Raw genomic sequence first — 16144 nt, forward strand, 5'->3', positions numbered from 1 at the left:
CTGTCCTGTCGCTAGTCGTAATTTTTTGATTTTAAACGAAAATAAATTCATTCGCAGCGCGCGGGCCGGCGCAGGGTGATGGCTTGGTCCAGCCAGCTCACCAGGTCCGCCGTCACTTCGTCGCGGTTGGTTTCGTTAAACACTTCGTGGCGTGCCTGCGGGTAGAGGTTGAGCTGCACGTGCTGGCAGCCCGCACCTCTGAGTGCATGGGCCAGATCCTTGAGACGCTTGCCCTCACTGACCGGATCACATTCTCCGCCGATCACCAGCAGCGGCAAGCCGGGGTCGATCTGCGCCAGGTTGTGCGCTTTGCTGATTTGCTGCAAGCCGCCGAGCAAGTCCACCCACAGCTGGTTGGTGCAGCGAAAGCCGCACAGCGGGTCGTTGATGTAACGGTCGACCTCGGCCGGGTCGCGGCTGAGCCAATCGAACGCGGTGCGGGTGGGCTTGAACGCTTTGTTGAAGGAGCCGAACGACAAGAAGTCGATCAACGCACTGCGCCCGCGCAGGCCCTGGCGTAGCCGCTCCAGATGGGCGATGACCTTGGCGGCGCGATACAGCGCCACGGGCTGGAAGTTGGAACCACTCAAAATCGCGCCATGAAGGCTGGCACTGTGGTGCAGCAGGTAGGCCTGGGCGATGTAGCTGCCCATGCTGTGCCCCAGCAAAACAATCGGCACCCCCGGCGCCTGCTGGCCAATGTGCTGGTTGAGGCTGGCGAGGTCGCCGACCACTTTGCTCCAGCCGTCTTTTTCGGCGAACAGGCCCAGGGTGCCCGCATCGGCGGTACGCCCGTGGCCACGCTGGTCGAGTGCGTAAAGGCCGTAGCCGGCCTGGCACAGGGCCTGGGCCAGCCGGGCATAGCGGCCGCTGTGTTCGGCCATGCCGTGGGCCAGCATCACCAACGCCTTGGGTGGGCCGTCCGGTAGCCACTGGTTGACGAACAAGCGGCTGCGGTCGTTCGCGCTCAGCCAGAAGGTGGTGGAGTTCATGGCGCTTCCTTTGCTGGGGGTCGTTGCAGTGTATAGCGCCTGTGCCGCCCGTGGTTGGATCGGCCCAGGCCTGGCATGAAGATTCACGCAATCAATGACGGTGCGTGTGGATTTGCCGGATTGGCTATAGCTGCTAACGTCCTCAAAGCTCCGCTTTTCATGGCAGCGAAAGGCGGCCGGACATACTCAGGTAAGAGGACAAGAATAATGCAACCTGATTTCTGGAATGACAAACGCGCGGCGGGCGTGGCCAACGCGGTCGATTTGACGGCTTACAAGTCGGTGATCGAAGTGTTCGAGCGCTCCTGCAAGGCCTTTGCCGACCGTCCGGCGTTCAGCAATATGGGCGTTACCCTGACCTACGCCCAGTTAGAGCGCTACAGCGCGGCGTTCGCCGGTTACCTGCAAGCGCACACCGACCTCAAGCCGGGCGACCGCATCGCGGTGCAGATGCCTAACGTCCTGCAATACCCCATTGTGGTGTTCGGCGCCTTGCGGGCCGGGCTGATTGTGGTCAACACCAACCCGCTGTACACCCCGCGCGAGATGCGCCACCAGTTCAAGGACGCGGGCATTCGGGCGTTGGTGTACCTGAACATGTTTGGCGCTCGGGTGCAGGAGGTCGGCGCCGACACCGAGATCCAATACCTGATCGAAGCCCGGATGGGCGACATGATGCCCGCCGCCAAAGGCTGGCTGATCAACACCGTGGTCGACAAAGTCAAGAAACTGGTCCCGGCCTACCAGTTGCCCCAGGCCATTTCGTTCAAGCGTGCGTTGCGCATGGGCGCGGGCCAGCCCGTCACCCGTCATCCGGTCACGCTCGATGACATCGCCGTGCTGCAATACACCGGCGGCACCACGGGCCTGGCCAAGGGCGCGATGCTGACCCACGGCAACCTGGTGGCCAACATGCAGCAGGCACGGGCGTGCATGTCGCAGATCGCCGACGATGGTCAGCCGCTGGTGCGCGAAGGGCAGGAAGTGATGATCGCGCCGCTGCCGCTGTACCACATCTATGCATTCACGGCGAACTGCATGTGCATGATGGTCACCGGCAATCACAACGTGTTGATCACCAACCCGCGAGACATCGGCGGGTTTATCAAGGAACTCAAGAAGTGGCGGTTTTCCTGCCTGCTGGGGCTCAACACGCTGTTTGTGGCCTTGATGGACCACCCAGACTTCAAGACCCTGGACTTCTCCCACCTGAAGATCACCAATTCCGGCGGCACTGCGCTGGTCAAGGCCACGGCCGAGCGTTGGAAACAACTGACCGGCTGCTCGATCGGTGAGGGCTACGGCCTTACCGAAACCTCGCCAGTGGCCAGCACCAACCCGTATGGCAACCAGTCGCGCCTGGGCACGGTGGGCATTCCAGTGCCGGGCACGGCCATGAAAGTCATTGACGACAACGGCGTGGAGCTGGCGCTGGGCGAGCGGGGCGAGCTGTGCATCAAGGGCCCGCAGGTGATGAAAGGCTATTGGCAGCAACCGGCGGCCACCGCTGAAACCCTGGACGCCGATGGCTGGCTGAAGACCGGCGACATCGCGGTAATCGACCCGGACGGATTCGTGCGCATCGTCGACCGCAAAAAAGACCTGATCATCGTCTCGGGTTTCAACGTGTACCCCAACGAGATCGAAGACGTGGTGATGGCCCATCCGGCAGTGGCCAACTGCGCAGTGATCGGTGTGCCGGACGAGCGCACCGGCGAGGCGGTGAAGCTGTTTGTGGTGGCGCGTGCGCAAGGGGTGAGCCTTGAAGAGTTGAAGGCGTACTGCAAGACCAACTTCACAGGCTACAAGGTGCCCAAGCACATTGTGCTGAGGGAGTCGCTGCCGATGACACCGGTAGGAAAGATCCTGCGGCGCGAGTTACGCGACATCGCCTGATCACCCGCGAGAGGGAGAGGGGGTGGGGGCGTGATGGAGGTGTGTCAGTTGCAAGATGTGTTGGCTGGCCCGCCTTAATCGTGCGCAAACCTGCGCCCGTAGCCCTCGGAATGGTTCTGGAAGCCCCGTCCCAGAGCCTTTTTTATGAATGTAGAATTTTTGCTCTAAAAATGACTATTGGTAATTCTTGAGTCATGTTTATGACTGTAGGGCCCTCTTTTGGCTCTAGGCGGCCCTTGGCAAAGCTGCTACTCTCGGCCCGCTTTGTGACCTCTCGGCATGCTTTTCAGCGCCAGACTCACCCTAAAAAAACATACACAAATAATAATCGCATCAAATGCGATGATTGAATTAGCGTTGCTGAGGAGTGGGCTTTCCATGAACGAAGACTTTTGGAAGGATAAGTACCCCGCCGGGATTGCTACACAAATCAATCCAGACGAGTATCCGAATATTCAGGCGGTACTGAAACAGTCCTGCCAACGCTTCGCCAGCAAACCGGCTTTCAGCAACTTGGGCAAGACCATCACCTACGGTGAGCTGTACGAATTGTCCGGTGCCTTTGCGGCCTACCTGCAACAGCATACCGACTTGCAGCCCGGTGATCGAATCGCCGTGCAACTGCCCAACGTCCTGCAATACCCGGTGGCCGTGTTCGGCGCCATCCGTGCAGGGCTCACGGTGGTCAACACCAACCCGCTGTACACCGCGCGGGAAATGGAACACCAATTCAACGACTCCGGCGCCAAGGCCCTGGTGTGCCTGGCCAACATGGCGCACCTGGCCGAAAAGGTCGTGCCCAAAACGGGCGTCAAGCACGTGATCGTCACCGAAGTGGCCGACCTGCTGCCGCCCCTCAAGCGCCTGCTGATCAACAGCGTCATCAAGTACGTGAAAAAGATGGTGCCGGCCTATCACCTGCCCAACGCCATCAAGTTCAACGACGTGCTCGCCAAGGGGCACGGCCAGCCGGTCAACGAAGCCAGCCCGCCCAGCGGTGACGTGGCCGTGCTGCAATACACCGGCGGCACCACCGGCGTGGCCAAGGGCGCGATGCTGACCCACCGCAACCTGGTGGCCAACATGCTGCAGTGCAAGGCGTTGATGGCGGCCAACCTCAAGGAAGGTTGCGAGGTCCTGATCACGCCGCTGCCGCTGTACCACATCTACGCGTTCACCTTTCATTGCATGGCAATGATGCTGATCGGCAACCACAACATCCTGATCAGCAACCCGCGTGACCTGCCGGCGATGGTCAAGGAACTGTCGAAGTGGAAGTTCAGCGGCTTTGTGGGCCTGAACACCTTGTTTGTCGCCTTGTGCAACAGCGAGGCGTTTCGCAAGCTGGACTTTTCATCGCTCAAAGTCACCCTGTCGGGCGGCATGGCCCTGCAACTGGCGGCCGCCGAGCGTTGGAAGACCGTCACCGGCTGCGCGATCTGCGAAGGTTATGGCATGACCGAAACCAGCCCGGTCGCCACGGTGAACCCGTCCCAGGCCATCCAGATCGGCACCATTGGCATTCCCGTGCCCTCCACCGTGTGCAAGGTGATCAGCGACGACGGCGCCGAACTGCCACTGGGGGAAATCGGCGAGCTGTGCGTCAAGGGCCCGCAAGTGATGAAGGGTTACTGGCAGCGTGAAGACGCCACGGCCGAGATCCTCGACAGCGAGGGCTGGCTGAAGACCGGCGACATCGCGATCATCCAGCCTGACGGCTACATGCGCATTGTCGATCGCAAGAAAGACATGATCCTCGTCTCCGGTTTCAACGTGTACCCCAACGAACTGGAAGACGTACTGGTGTCGCTGCCGGGCGTGCTGCAATGTGCGGCCATCGGCGTGCCGGACGAAAAATCTGGCGAGCACATCAAGATCTTCATCGTGGTCAAACCCGGTGCCACCCTCACCAAGGACCAGGTGATGGAACACATGCGCGCCAACGTCACCGGCTACAAAGTGCCCAAGGCGGTGGAGTTTCGCGAAGCCCTGCCCACCACCAACGTGGGCAAGATCCTGCGCCGCGAACTGCGCGACGAAGAGCTGAAAAAACTGGGCCTGAAGAAGTAACCGGTCCAGTTGCAAAAAGCCCCGCGGATGCGGGGCTTTTTCATGGGCGCAAAGTGCTTACTGAATGAACTGCGCAAACCCCACGCCCGCACCCGCCGGGCGCACATCCTGGAGGAACGAGTCCTTGTCGGCGCTCAGTTCAAGGGTAATCTCCGGCTTGCGCTTGCCTGCATTACGCACCACCAGGCCTTCGAGTTTTTCGCGCAGAAACGCCGTGGTCACTTTCACATGCAGCAACTGATCCGTTTCGGTGTTGTGCATCAGCAAGTGGACCCACTCGTACTGGCCCACGGCAATGCGGACCACGGGCAGGTCGAACCACCAGATGTTGCGCTTGCGGTCCAGGTCGGTGAAGTGGCAGTTGTTGACGCCAAGGACGTTGCCGCCCAGTTCCTGGTTTCTGCGGGCGATGGCCTGTGCTTTATTGAGTTTCATAACCTTCCTACGGGATCTGTGCTCCAGTGCTTGCGCCTGGATGTGCCCGGCATTCTCAAGGGTTGGCCGTAAAACATAAAGCCCAACCTGCTTTGGGCGATGAAATGCCCGGCAAAAAAATGAAACTCTGCGCCAACGCCAGTGGTCAGTTCTTGTGTAGCGACCCAAACCATTGATTGTTATCAGGAGAAACCTCATGAGTAGCACATCGGACAAGGCCAAAGGTCTGGCGAACGAAGCCGTGGGCAACATCAAGCAGGGCGTTGGCAAAGTCACCGGCAACGACAAACTGCGTGCCGAAGGCGTGATTCAGGAAAAGAAAGGCGAAGTGCAGAAAGCCGTCGGCGACACCAAAGATGCGGTCAAGAAAGCGACCAAGTAAACCGCATCGGCTCTGAAGAGCGGCCATCCACGGATGGCCGTTTTTGTGTCACACGCGGGAATTAAAGTTTCGAAATTGTTTCAAAGTCGCCAGATGGGCTACTTTGATGTAGAAAACGGCCCCTGAGTCGCCCGCGAACTCACCCCTTTTTGCGGCGAAAGGAGACGCTATGATTTTTCCGGTCCTCAAAGGCTTGCCCCTGCACAAAGTGCTGATCCGCACCGTCAAGGAGTTTGCCGACGACGAGATGCCTACCTACGCCTCGGCACTGGCCTACCAGATGCTGTTCTCGTTGTTTCCCTTCCTGCTGTTCCTCATCGCCCTGATCGGTTTTTTGCACCTGCCAGATTTCTTCACCTGGCTGCGCCTGCAATCGGAACTGGTGCTGCCGCCCCAGGCGCTGGAGCAGGTCAACCCCGTGATCGACCAATTGCAGCAGTCCAAGGGCGGCCTGTTGTCCGTGGGTATCGTCATCGCCTTGTGGACCGCTTCGGCTGGTGTGCGCCTGATGATGAGCGCGATGAACGCGGCCTACGACGTGGTGGAAGGTCGGCCGATCTGGAAGCGCTTTCCGCTGTCGGTGTTCTACACAGTGGGCATCGCCGGCATGTTGCTGGCCGCGGCCGCGCTGATGGTGCTCGGGCCCCAGGTGATGGAATGGCTGGCGGGGCAGATCGGCATGCAGGAGTTCGTGGTCACGCTGTGGACCATCCTGCGCTGGCCGGTGATTGTGGTGCTGCTGATGTTCGCCGTGGCCCTCATGTACTACGTGATGCCCGACGTGAAGCAGAAATTTCGCTTCATCACCCCAGGCTCGGTGCTGGCCGTGGTGGTGTGGATCATCGCCTCCCTGGGGTTTGGGTATTACGTAAAAACCTTTGCCGACTACAACGCGATGTATGGCAGTATCGGCGCGATCATCGTGTTGCTTTTGTATTTTTATATTTCCGCTGCGGTGCTGCTTTTGGGGGCGGAGATGAATGCGGTGATCGAGCACATGTCGGCCGAAGGGAAGGACCCCGGCGAGAAGGATTTCGACGCGCACGACGACAAGCAACACGTGTCCGGCCTTGGCCGCGACCCTTCACTCAAGCCTGTCACCTACGAGCCTGATCAATGATCCGAGAAATCCTGAAAATGGGCGACGAGCGCCTGTTGCGCATCGCACCGCCCGTACCGCCCGAAATGTTCAACACCGCCGAGTTGTGGCAATTGATCGACGACATGTTCCAGACCATGGAACACGTAGGCGGCGTGGGCCTTGCGGCACCGCAGATCGGTGTGGACCTGCAACTGGTGATCTTTGGTTTCGAGAGCAGTGAACGCTACCCCAACGCACCGGCCGTGCCGCAGACCATCCTGATCAACCCGCTGATCACACCCTTGAGTCCCGAACTGGAAGAAGGCTATGAAGGCTGCCTGTCGGTGCCCGGCCTGCGCGGCGCAGTGGACCGTTATCAGCACATCCGCTACGAAGGCTTCGACCCCAAGGGCGAACCGATCGTGCGCATTGCAGACGGGTTTCATGCACGTGTGGTGCAACACGAATGCGACCACCTGATCGGTCGGCTCTACCCCTCGCGGATCACTGACTTCAGCAAGTTCGGCTTTATCGAAGTGATGTTCCCCGACATGGACCCCACCGCCGACGACTGACCCACCTCGCTTGCGCAGCCCCGTGGGAGCGCACCTGCTCCCACGTAGACCGCGCCCATTATTGAAGCGGTTTGACGAACCGCAACGTCATCCGGTCCGACTCGCCAATGCCCAAGTACCGGGCCTTGTCCTGCTCACCCAGCCGCAACGCGGGCGGCAACGTCCACACCCCGCCGGGGTAGTCCTTGGTGTCTTTGGGGTTGGCATTCACCTCGCTTTGCGCCTCAAGCTTGAAGCCGGCATCGGTGGCCAGTTTCACCACATAGGCGGTGGTCAGGTAGCCGCTGTGCTTGATGTCTTCCAGTGACGCCCCGTCCTTGGCCCGATGGTCCACCACACCCAACACGCCGCCCGGTTTCAACACCTTGAAAAACCCGCTGAAGGTGGCTGCCGAGGTGTCGGCCAGTACCCAGTTATGCACATTGCGAAAAGTCAGCACGGTGTCTGCCGAGCCAGGCGCACCAAACACCGGCGCCTTGGGGTCAAACTCGACAACCGTGGCCTTGGCGTAGTGCGTGGGGTCTGCGGCGAATTTTTGTTTGAGGCTTTCTTCCGATGCTTTTGCATAACCGCTGGTGGCCGCGGCCTGCACGGCGGCGATGTAATGCCCATGGTCCTTGAGCAGCGGCGCCAGCACTTCGCTGTACCATCCGTTGCCCGGAGTGATCTCGATCACCGTCTGGTGGGGTTTGAGCCCGAAAAACGTCAAGGTCTGCTGCGGATGGCGATACACATCCCGCGCGCTGTTCGCCGGTTCGCGCCAGTCACCGGCCAGCACGGCCTGGTACTGCCCGGCAGAAATCGGCGCCTCCGCCGCCTGGCTCAAGGCCGGGGCGAAGAGGGCGGCAAGGGACAAGGCTGCAAGGGTCGCTTTCATGATCATCCTGGGGTGGGCCACTGTGCCGCCGAGGCTAGCATGGGGCTCGCAGGCCTTGATCACACTTTATGGAAGATCGACCTCACCAACGGTTCTAAGCCCATGGCGATCATCGGCTTGTTGCGTTTATAGCGCACCAGTCGCTCGGCCAATGACTGGGGCAAGCGGGTGTCCTGGCTAAACCCCAGGCGTTGGTAAAAGGCCTCCAGGTCCGGGTGACACAGCAGCCAAACGGTGCCGTCTGCCGTCGCCGTCGCCTCGCCGATCAAGCGCCCCGCCAGGCCTTGGCCCCGGTAGGCCGGGTCTACAAATAGACCAGTCAACCAGTGCCCGCCCACCACGGGGCTCAGGCACAGGCCCGCGACAATCGCGGTGTCGCGGGCCACCCACAGTCCGGCGCCCTTGAGCGCTTTCATCGACGAATCGTGGCTGCGATAAAACTTGTTCAGCAGCGGCCACAGCGGTTCTGCCAGAGGTTCGATGTGCATGTTTGCCAAGGCATGTGTCAGGGGAAAGGGCAGGCATTGTAGTCGCTATCACCTTTGCTTCTAAGCTCAGCACCAATCGATCTGCAAGATTTTTCCCGCTCGTTTCACATCACAGCATCCAGCCGATTTTTTCACCGGCCTAGCCTGTCTTGAGCAAACGATGCCTAACTACCTTGATGACACCCAGCGCCGGGAAATCGAAGTACTCACCCGCAGTTTTACCGCGCGTACCGAATGGCCGACCTGGCTGCTGCTGGTCGGCGTCTACAGCGGCTGGTTCGCGGTGGTGCTTGCCAGCCATTGGCTCGGCCTGTGGCTGAGCACGGCCTTGTTGATCCCGCTGGTGACGCTGTGGATGTCGGTGCAACACGAACTGCTGCACGGCCACCCGACGCGTTTCAACGCGCTGAATAAACTGCTCGGCTACGCGCCGTTTGCCGTCTGGTATCCCTACACCCTGTACCGCGACAGCCACTTGCTGCACCACAACGACGACGACCTGACCCTGCCCGGCGTCGATCCCGAAAGCCGCTACCTGGCGCAACGCCAGTGGGACACCAGCAACCCCGTCGAACGCGCGGTGCACTGGTTGAACAAAACCGTGTGCGGGCGCTTGTTGATCGGCTCACCGTTGTCGCTGTGGCGGCTGGCGCGCCACGAGTACCTGCGCCTGCGCCAAGGCCGGCGCGATGCTTGGCAGATGTGGCTCACCCACGGCGCGATCACCTTGGCGATGTTGGCGTTCATTGCACAGTACAGCGCCATTGGGGTGTGGCATTACCTGCTGCTGATCAGCGTGCCGGGCTTGTCGGTGGCCGCGGTGCGTTCCTACTATGAACACCGCCCGCACCCGCAGCCCGAACAGCGCACGGTGCTCAACGAAGCGGCGTGGCCGTGGACCTGGCTGTTTCTCAACAACAACCTGCACCTGGTGCATCACGACTTGCCGAAGCTGCCCTGGTATCTCCTGCCCCGGGTCTATACGGCCCGCCGTGAACAATGGGTGGCCCGCAGCGGCGGCTTTTTGGTGCAGGGCTACGGCCAGTTGCTCGGCCGTCACGGCGTCAAGGCCATCGACAGCCCCCGCCACCCCTTTGCCTGAGAGACGATGATGAGTGAGCAGTACGCCGAGCTGTTGATGTACGTGGCACCGCAAGCGATCCAGCAGGCCAACGACGCCTGGCTGACGCGTATTGTCGAGCGCCTGGGCGCACGTCGACGCGCCGCGGACCACCTGGATTTACGCGCCCTGTGGCGGGCCCCCGAGTTGCTGCTGAGCCAGACCTGCGGTTACCCGCTGATGACCGAGCTGCGCGGCCAGGTCCAACTGATCGGCCGTCCGCGCTACGAGTTGCCCCACAGCAGCGGTGGCCAGCATTGCAGCTTGCTGCTGACCCGCGAGGACAACGCCCGCACCACCCTGGCGGACTTCTACGACAGCCGCGGTGTGATCAACGGCCACGACTCCAACAGCGGCATGAACCTGTTGCGTGAACGCCTGGCGCCGTTGCAGCAGGGTGGCCGCTTCTTTGCCAGCGTCGGCATCAGCGGCGCCCACCGCGAGAGCCTGCGCTGGCTGCGTGAAGACCGGGCCGACCTCGCCGCCATCGACAGCGTGACCTTCGACTACCTGGCCCGCCTGGCCCCCGAAGAAGTCGCGGGCCTGCGCATCGTCACCCACAGCGCACCCAGCCCCACGCTGCCTTACATCGGCGTGCGCGCGTTGGATCAAGCGCGCATTCTGACGATCCGCCAGGCCATGAACGGCGCCTTGCAGGACCTGCCCCACGTCGCGCAGACCCTGGGTATCCGCGAAGTATTGCCCGCCGAGGAGGCGGACTATCAGGTGCTGCTGGACTACCAGCAACATGCGCTGGAGGCGGGTTTTCCAAAGCTTCAATAAGGTTATATAAAAATACCTTTTAAATATTATTAAAGAATAAGCAGCCTTGTTAGGATCGCCCCACCGGAACACCGGACATAACACGCAACCTTTCAGATGGAGCCACAGCCACCATGTCCGGTGCCGATACTTCTCACAGCGCCTACGTGGGCGGCTTGTTCCGTAGTCACTACGACTGGCTGTGCAGCCGTTTGCACCGGCATCTGGACTCCCGCGCGGCCGCCGAAGACATCGCCGCCGACACCTTCGTACAACTGCTGAGCGCCCCGGTGACGGAGCCGATCCGCCAGCCGCGCGCCTTGCTTACCACCATCGCCCAACGCCTGATGTACCAACTGTGGCGCCGCCGCGACCTGGAGCGCGCCTACCTCGAGGCCCTGGACCTGGATGACACCTCGCCTGCACCGTCGCCCGAAGACCTGGCGCAGATGCTCGAGGCCCTGCAAGCCATCGACCAGTTGCTCGACGGTTTGCCGGCCAAGATCAAGGCCACCTTTTTGCTGTCCCAACTCAATGGCCTGACGTACCCGCAAATCGCCGTCGAGCTGGGCATTTCCCAACGTTCGGTCAGTGACTACATGACCCGCGCCGTGAACCGTTGCCTGAGGTTGTGCGTGGAATGAGCGACGAGCTGATCGACAGCGCCACCCGTTGGATCGTGCTGCTGCGCTCGGGCAGCGCGACACCCGCCGACTGGCAGCGTTACCAGCAATGGCGCGCCGCCGACCCGCGCCACGAGGCGCTCTGCCAGCAGCTCGAAAACCGCCTGGGCGTGTTCCAGGTGCCCAAGGCCCAGGGCGTCAGCGGCACCCTGGTGCAGCGTGCGCTCGAGGCGCCGTCCAGCCGGCGCAGCGTGTTGCGCGGTGCGCTGGTGGGCGCGGGCGTGATGCTGGGCGCAGGCTGGCTGGCGCGACCCATGCTGCAGGACTTTACCGCCGACGTGCGTACCGGCACGGGCGAACGGCTCACCGTGACGCTTGCCGACGGCAGCGCGTTGTCGCTCAACGCCCGCAGCGCCGCCGATGTTCAGTTCGACCCGCATCAGCGCCGGGTCCTCTTGCTGGAGGGCGAGTTGCTGGTGCAGGTCGCCAGCGACCGCCACCGACCGTTCCTGATCCACACCGACGCCACCCGCTTGCGCGTCTACGGCGACCGCCTGTTGCTGCGCGAGCGCGACGGGCAGGGGCAGGTGGTGGCGCTCAACGGCGCGGTGGACATCGACGGCCAGCACGGTGATCACCTGCAATTGGCCAGCAGCCATGAAGTGCGCTACGACCGCACAGGCTTCGGCCCGGTGCTCGCCAGCGCGGCGGGCGCCACGGCCTGGGTCGACGGCTTTTTGCAAGTGCGTGACCGCCCGCTGGTGGAGGTGATCGATGCGCTGCGCCCCTATCACACCGGCGTGCTGCGCCTGGACCCGGCCGTGTCGGGGCTGCGGGTCAGCGGCCTGTACCGGCTGGACAACCCCGACCAGACCCTGGACACCCTGGCGCGCACCTTGCCGATCCACATCACCCGCCGCACCGACCTGTGGGTGACCGTCAGTGGTGCCTGAATCAGACTTCTGCCGGGCCGAGCCGCTTCAGCGACGTTCTAAGGACATAACCAAACGGTCTGCAAGTTTTGCGTCCCCCGTCCCACATCACTCCCGTAAGCGCTGCGGGGAGCAGCGTCATGGAGTTTTCCTGGGGGGAGCCAACGTGAACCAGATCAACCGAGTATCGCTACGAACCTTTGCCCTGGTGCCGCTGGCCAGTCTGTTTTTGTCGTTTGCCGCCAGTGCCGAAGACGCACGGCAGGTCTACCACATCGCGCCCGGCCCGCTGGACGAGGTGCTGCTGAACATCAGTCGCCAGAGCGGCCAGGTGATTTCATTCACGCCGCAACTGGGTAACTATTCCTCGGCCCGCGTGGACGGTTCGCTGTCGGCGCAACAGGCGGTGGATGCCGCGCTGAAGGGCACCGGCCTGCAGGTGCAGGTGAGCCCGGACGGCGCGTTTATCGTCAAGGAAGGCTCGACAAAAATCGCCAGCGACGTCAAGGCGCAAACCAGCGCCGCGCAAGCGCCGACCCTGGACCGAGTGGTCGCCATCGGCACCCGGCGCAGCGACGCCACTGCACTGACCAGCAGCGCCCCGGTGGACGTGATCAACGCCGAAGAACTCAAGCAAACCGGGGCTACCAGCCTCAACCAGGCGCTGTTCCAGTTGCTGCCCTCGTTCAACTTTCCGCAGAACAACAGCGCCACCCGTGGCCAGGACCCGAAGGGCGCGTCCCTGCGCGGCCTGTCGCCCGACCAGACCCTGGTGCTGATCAACGGCAAGCGCCGCCATACCTCGGCGGTGGTCAATATTTCGGGCGGCGTGCCGTTCATTGGCGCGCAGCCGGTGGACCTGGACATGATCCCCATCAGCGCCATCGACCACGTCGAAGTGCTGCGCGACGGCGCCTCGGCGCAATACGGCTCCGACGCCGTGGCGGGGGTGGTCAACATCGTGCTCAAGGAGCGTGACAGCGGCGGCGGCCTCAACACCCAGCTGGGCAAATACGCCCAGGGCGACGGCTTCAGCAAGACCACCGACGGCTGGTACGGCGTGGGCCTGCCGGGCGACGGTTTCCTCACCCTGAGCTTCAACACCCTGAACAACCGCCCCGACGACATCGGCGACAAATACGTCGCCGACGGCCAGGTCCAAGACCCGCGCTGGGGCGGCGCCGGGCGCAACAAATACAACCTGGCGGCCAACGCCGAAATCGGCCTGAGCGACCAGTGGCGCGTGTACAGCTTTGCCACGTTTGGCCAGGACACCTCGGTCAACAACACGCCGCCGCTGCTGGCCAGCAGCCCCAACAACGTGGCGTCGATCTACCCGGGCGGCACCATCCCCAAATACCGTTACCGTTACGAAGACGGCGCCATCACCCTGGGCACCCGTTACGAGGACGAGAGCCTCGGTCGCTTCGACCTCAGCGCCACCTACGGGCGCGACAAGCACGACGAGCTGGCCTTCAACACCGTCAACCCGAGCTACGGTGCAAACAGCCCGACCAAGTTTGACGTGGCCACGCTGGTCAACGACCAGACCAACCTCACCCTGGACTACGCCAAGGACCTGGACGTCAACTGGTCGAGCCATCCGCTGACGGTTTCGGCGGGCGTTGCCTACCGCCATGAGCAATATCGCCTGGAGGCCGGTGACTACGATTCCTACTCCTACGGCGGCATCGACGGCGTGCAGGTCGGCGCAGTCCAGGCCTCGGGCCTCACCCCGGACGACGCTGGCACCTTCAAGCGTGACGTGGGCGGCGTGTACTTCGGCCTGGAAAACCAGGTGACCGACAAATTCCAGGTGGGCCTCGCCGGGCGTACCGAGCACTACTCCGACTTCGGCTCGGCCACCACCGGCAAGCTGTCGGCGCGGTATGACTTCACCCCGCAAGTGGGTCTGCGCGCCACCGTCAACAACGCCTACCACGCGCCAAGCCTGGGGCAGATCGGCACGTCGTGGACCACCACCACCAACCTCGACGCCAACGGCAACCCGGTGCTGACCCGCATGCTGCCGGCCGACAACCCGGCCGCCCGCGCGCTGGGCGCCCAGCCGCTGAAGCCGGAAAAGTCCACCAACTACTCGCTGGGCCTGGTGCTGCGGCCTACCGAGCAAGCCTCGCTGACCATCGACGCCTACCAGATCTCGATTCGTGACCGCTTGCTGTTCAGCGGCGGCATTTCCGGGCCGGTCGCCGAGCAGATCCTGAAAAACGCCGGCTACGGCCAGTACTCCTGGGCGCAGTTCATGACCAACGCTGCCGACACCCGCACCCGCGGTGTCGACATTGTCGGCAAGTACAACCTGGACCTCTCGCAGTTCGGCAACCTGAGCCTGTCGGCCGGGTACACCAAGGCGCGTACCACCATCGAGAAAGTCCACGAAAACGAAAACGGCTTCGAGGTGCTGACCCGCGAGTCCCGTGGGTTCCTGGAGCACGGCTACCCCGAAGACAAACTGGTGTTTGGCGCGGTTCACAAGATCGACCAATGGACCATCGCGCTCAACGAAACCCGCTACGGCAAATACCGCAAATACGCCGCCGCCGAAGCCAATGCGCAATACGACCAGACCTTCAGCGCCCAATGGACCACCGACCTGGACGTGAACTACGCGTTCACCAAGCAACTGCGCCTGTCAGTGGGCGTGAACAACCTGTTCGATAGCAAGCCCGACGACTTCAACCAGCGCCTGCGCCAGACCCCGGGCCAGCAATACAGCTACTTGTCGCCGACGGCGCCGGAAGGGGCGTTCTACTACACCCGGCTCAGTTATGACTTTTAAACCCTGAGGGCAGGGGACGCCTGGCGTCCCCTGCCGCACGATCATCACCGCACAACGACGAGGTTGACGATGAACCCCTTTAAAAAAATCCTGAGTGGCGGCCTCCTGGCCTTGAGCCTGTTGGCCCAGCAAACCCCAGCGGCCGAAACTGTCAAGCCGATTCATTTTGGCGACATCACCTGGGAGAGCGGCAGCCTCATCACCGAAGTGCTGCGCCTGATCGTCGAGAAAGGCTACAACCTGCCCACCGACACCTTGCCCGGCAGCACCGTGAGCCTGGAGGCCGCGCTGGCCAAGAACGACATCCAGGTGATCGGCGAAGAATGGGCCGGGCGCAGCCCCGCGTGGATCAAGGCCGAAGGCGAAGGCAAAGTGTTCGGCCTGGGTGACACGGTCAAGGGCGCCACCGAAGGGTGGTGGGTGCCCGAATACGTGATCAAGGGCGACGCCGAACGGGGCATCAAGGCCTCGGCGCCAGACCTTAAGACCACCGCCGACCTGGCCCGCTACAAAGACGTGTTCCGCGACCCCGAAGACCCGACCCGTGGCCGCTTCCTCAACAGCCCCACCGGCTGGACGTCGGAAATCGTCAACAGCCAGAAGATCAAGGCGTATGGCCTGAGCGACAGCTTCGTCAACTTCCGCACCGGCTCCAGTGCCGCGCTGGATGCCGAGATCGCCTCGTCGATCCGCCGTGGCAAACCGGTGGTGTTCTACTACTGGTCGCCGACCCCGCTGCTGGGCCGCTTCAAACTGGTGAAACTGGAAGAGCCGCCGTTCAACGCCGAGGCCTGGAAGACCTTGTCCGACGCCCACAACCCCAACCCCCAAGGCACCCGCTCGCTGCCGGCCCGCCTGGCGATTGGTGTATCGGCGCCGTTCAAGACCCAGTACCCGCAACTGGTGGCGTTCTTTGAAAAAGTCGACTTGCCGATCGACCTGCTCAACAGCACGCTGGCGCAGATGGCCGAAAAGCGCCAGGCGCCGCGCCAGGTCGCCGAAGCCTTCTTGAAAGAACAGCCGCAAATCTGGCAAGCATGGGTTCCGGCAGACGTGGCCGCCAAGGTCAAGGCCAGCCTTTAATCCCTGCTGTGTGAGCGCGCCGCCGCGT

Annotated in this window: 15 protein-coding genes; 11 read left to right on the plus strand and 4 right to left on the minus strand. The window is 62.3% G+C overall.

Annotation, left to right across the window (positions count from 1 at the left end):
- Nucleotides 1–47 precede the first annotated feature (47 nt).
- Nucleotides 48–992 (minus strand): alpha/beta hydrolase, encoded by a 945-nt coding sequence (locus tag ACW9H9_RS19130; RefSeq protein WP_457344714.1) that lies wholly within the window; start codon nt 990–992, stop codon nt 48–50.
- Between the two features lie 207 nt (nt 993–1199).
- Between ACW9H9_RS19130 and fadD2 the strand changes: the two genes are divergently transcribed.
- Nucleotides 1200–2888, plus strand: a complete 1689-nt coding sequence (gene fadD2, locus ACW9H9_RS19135) for a long-chain-fatty-acid--CoA ligase FadD2 (protein ID WP_457344713.1) — start codon at nt 1200–1202, stop codon at nt 2886–2888.
- A gap of 378 nt (nt 2889–3266) precedes the next feature.
- Complete coding sequence (gene fadD1 / locus ACW9H9_RS19140; RefSeq protein WP_457344712.1) at nt 3267–4958, plus strand: long-chain-fatty-acid--CoA ligase FadD1; 1692 nt, start codon at nt 3267–3269, stop codon at nt 4956–4958.
- 57 nt (nt 4959–5015) lie between these two features.
- Here fadD1 and ACW9H9_RS19145 read toward each other — a convergent pair whose 3' ends face one another.
- The gene (locus tag ACW9H9_RS19145) at nt 5016–5393 is read right to left on the minus strand and encodes a hypothetical protein (protein WP_457344711.1); all 378 of its coding nucleotides are present in this window, start codon (nt 5391–5393) and stop codon (nt 5016–5018) included.
- Between the two features lie 196 nt (nt 5394–5589).
- On the opposite strand from ACW9H9_RS19145, the gene ACW9H9_RS19150 reads away from it, so the two are divergent.
- The 3 genes from ACW9H9_RS19150 (at nt 5590) to def (ending at nt 7431) form a co-directional block, all read left to right on the plus strand.
- Nucleotides 5590–5775, plus strand: a complete 186-nt coding sequence (locus tag ACW9H9_RS19150) for a CsbD family protein (RefSeq protein WP_034115689.1) — start codon at nt 5590–5592, stop codon at nt 5773–5775.
- Between the two features lie 169 nt (nt 5776–5944).
- A complete protein-coding gene (locus ACW9H9_RS19155; protein WP_457344710.1) occupies nt 5945–6895 on the plus strand; it encodes a YihY/virulence factor BrkB family protein in 951 nt (316 codons plus the stop codon).
- Nucleotides 6892–7431 carry a peptide deformylase gene (gene def, locus ACW9H9_RS19160; protein WP_457344709.1) on the plus strand — a complete coding sequence of 180 codons (540 nt, stop codon included), beginning with the start codon at nt 6892–6894 and terminating at the stop codon, nt 7429–7431. The genes ACW9H9_RS19155 and def overlap by 4 nt, the downstream gene beginning before the upstream one ends.
- A gap of 58 nt (nt 7432–7489) precedes the next feature.
- Here def and ACW9H9_RS19165 read toward each other — a convergent pair whose 3' ends face one another.
- The gene (locus ACW9H9_RS19165) at nt 7490–8308 is read right to left on the minus strand and encodes a class I SAM-dependent methyltransferase (protein ID WP_457344708.1); all 819 of its coding nucleotides are present in this window, start codon (nt 8306–8308) and stop codon (nt 7490–7492) included.
- A 59-nt stretch (nt 8309–8367) separates the two neighbouring features.
- On the minus strand, nt 8368–8796 hold the full coding sequence (locus ACW9H9_RS19170) for a GNAT family N-acetyltransferase (RefSeq protein ID WP_457344707.1): 429 nt from the start codon (nt 8794–8796) through the stop codon (nt 8368–8370).
- A gap of 160 nt (nt 8797–8956) precedes the next feature.
- Between ACW9H9_RS19170 and ACW9H9_RS19175 the strand changes: the two genes are divergently transcribed.
- The 6 genes from ACW9H9_RS19175 to ACW9H9_RS19200 all read left to right on the plus strand — a co-directional run bounded on the left by ACW9H9_RS19175 (nt 8957) and on the right by ACW9H9_RS19200 (nt 16116).
- On the plus strand, nt 8957–9898 hold the full coding sequence (locus ACW9H9_RS19175; RefSeq protein WP_457344706.1) for a fatty acid desaturase: 942 nt from the start codon (nt 8957–8959) through the stop codon (nt 9896–9898).
- A 9-nt stretch (nt 9899–9907) separates the two neighbouring features.
- On the plus strand, nt 9908–10699 hold the full coding sequence (locus ACW9H9_RS19180; RefSeq protein WP_457344705.1) for a phosphate/phosphite/phosphonate ABC transporter substrate-binding protein: 792 nt from the start codon (nt 9908–9910) through the stop codon (nt 10697–10699).
- Between the two features lie 113 nt (nt 10700–10812).
- Nucleotides 10813–11322, plus strand: coding sequence for a sigma-70 family RNA polymerase sigma factor (locus ACW9H9_RS19185; protein WP_457344704.1), 510 nt, complete (start codon nt 10813–10815; stop codon nt 11320–11322).
- Nucleotides 11319–12254, plus strand: a complete 936-nt coding sequence (locus ACW9H9_RS19190; protein WP_457344703.1) for a FecR domain-containing protein — start codon at nt 11319–11321, stop codon at nt 12252–12254. Before ACW9H9_RS19185 ends, ACW9H9_RS19190 begins: the two co-directional genes overlap by 4 nt.
- 145 nt (nt 12255–12399) lie before the next feature.
- Complete coding sequence (locus ACW9H9_RS19195; RefSeq protein ID WP_457344702.1) at nt 12400–15033, plus strand: TonB-dependent receptor domain-containing protein; 2634 nt, start codon at nt 12400–12402, stop codon at nt 15031–15033.
- 69 nt (nt 15034–15102) lie between these two features.
- A complete protein-coding gene (locus ACW9H9_RS19200; protein WP_457344701.1) occupies nt 15103–16116 on the plus strand; it encodes an ABC transporter substrate-binding protein in 1014 nt (337 codons plus the stop codon).
- Nucleotides 16117–16144 lie beyond the last annotated feature (28 nt).

Source organism: Pseudomonas sp. SDO5215_S409 (assembly GCF_054071325.1).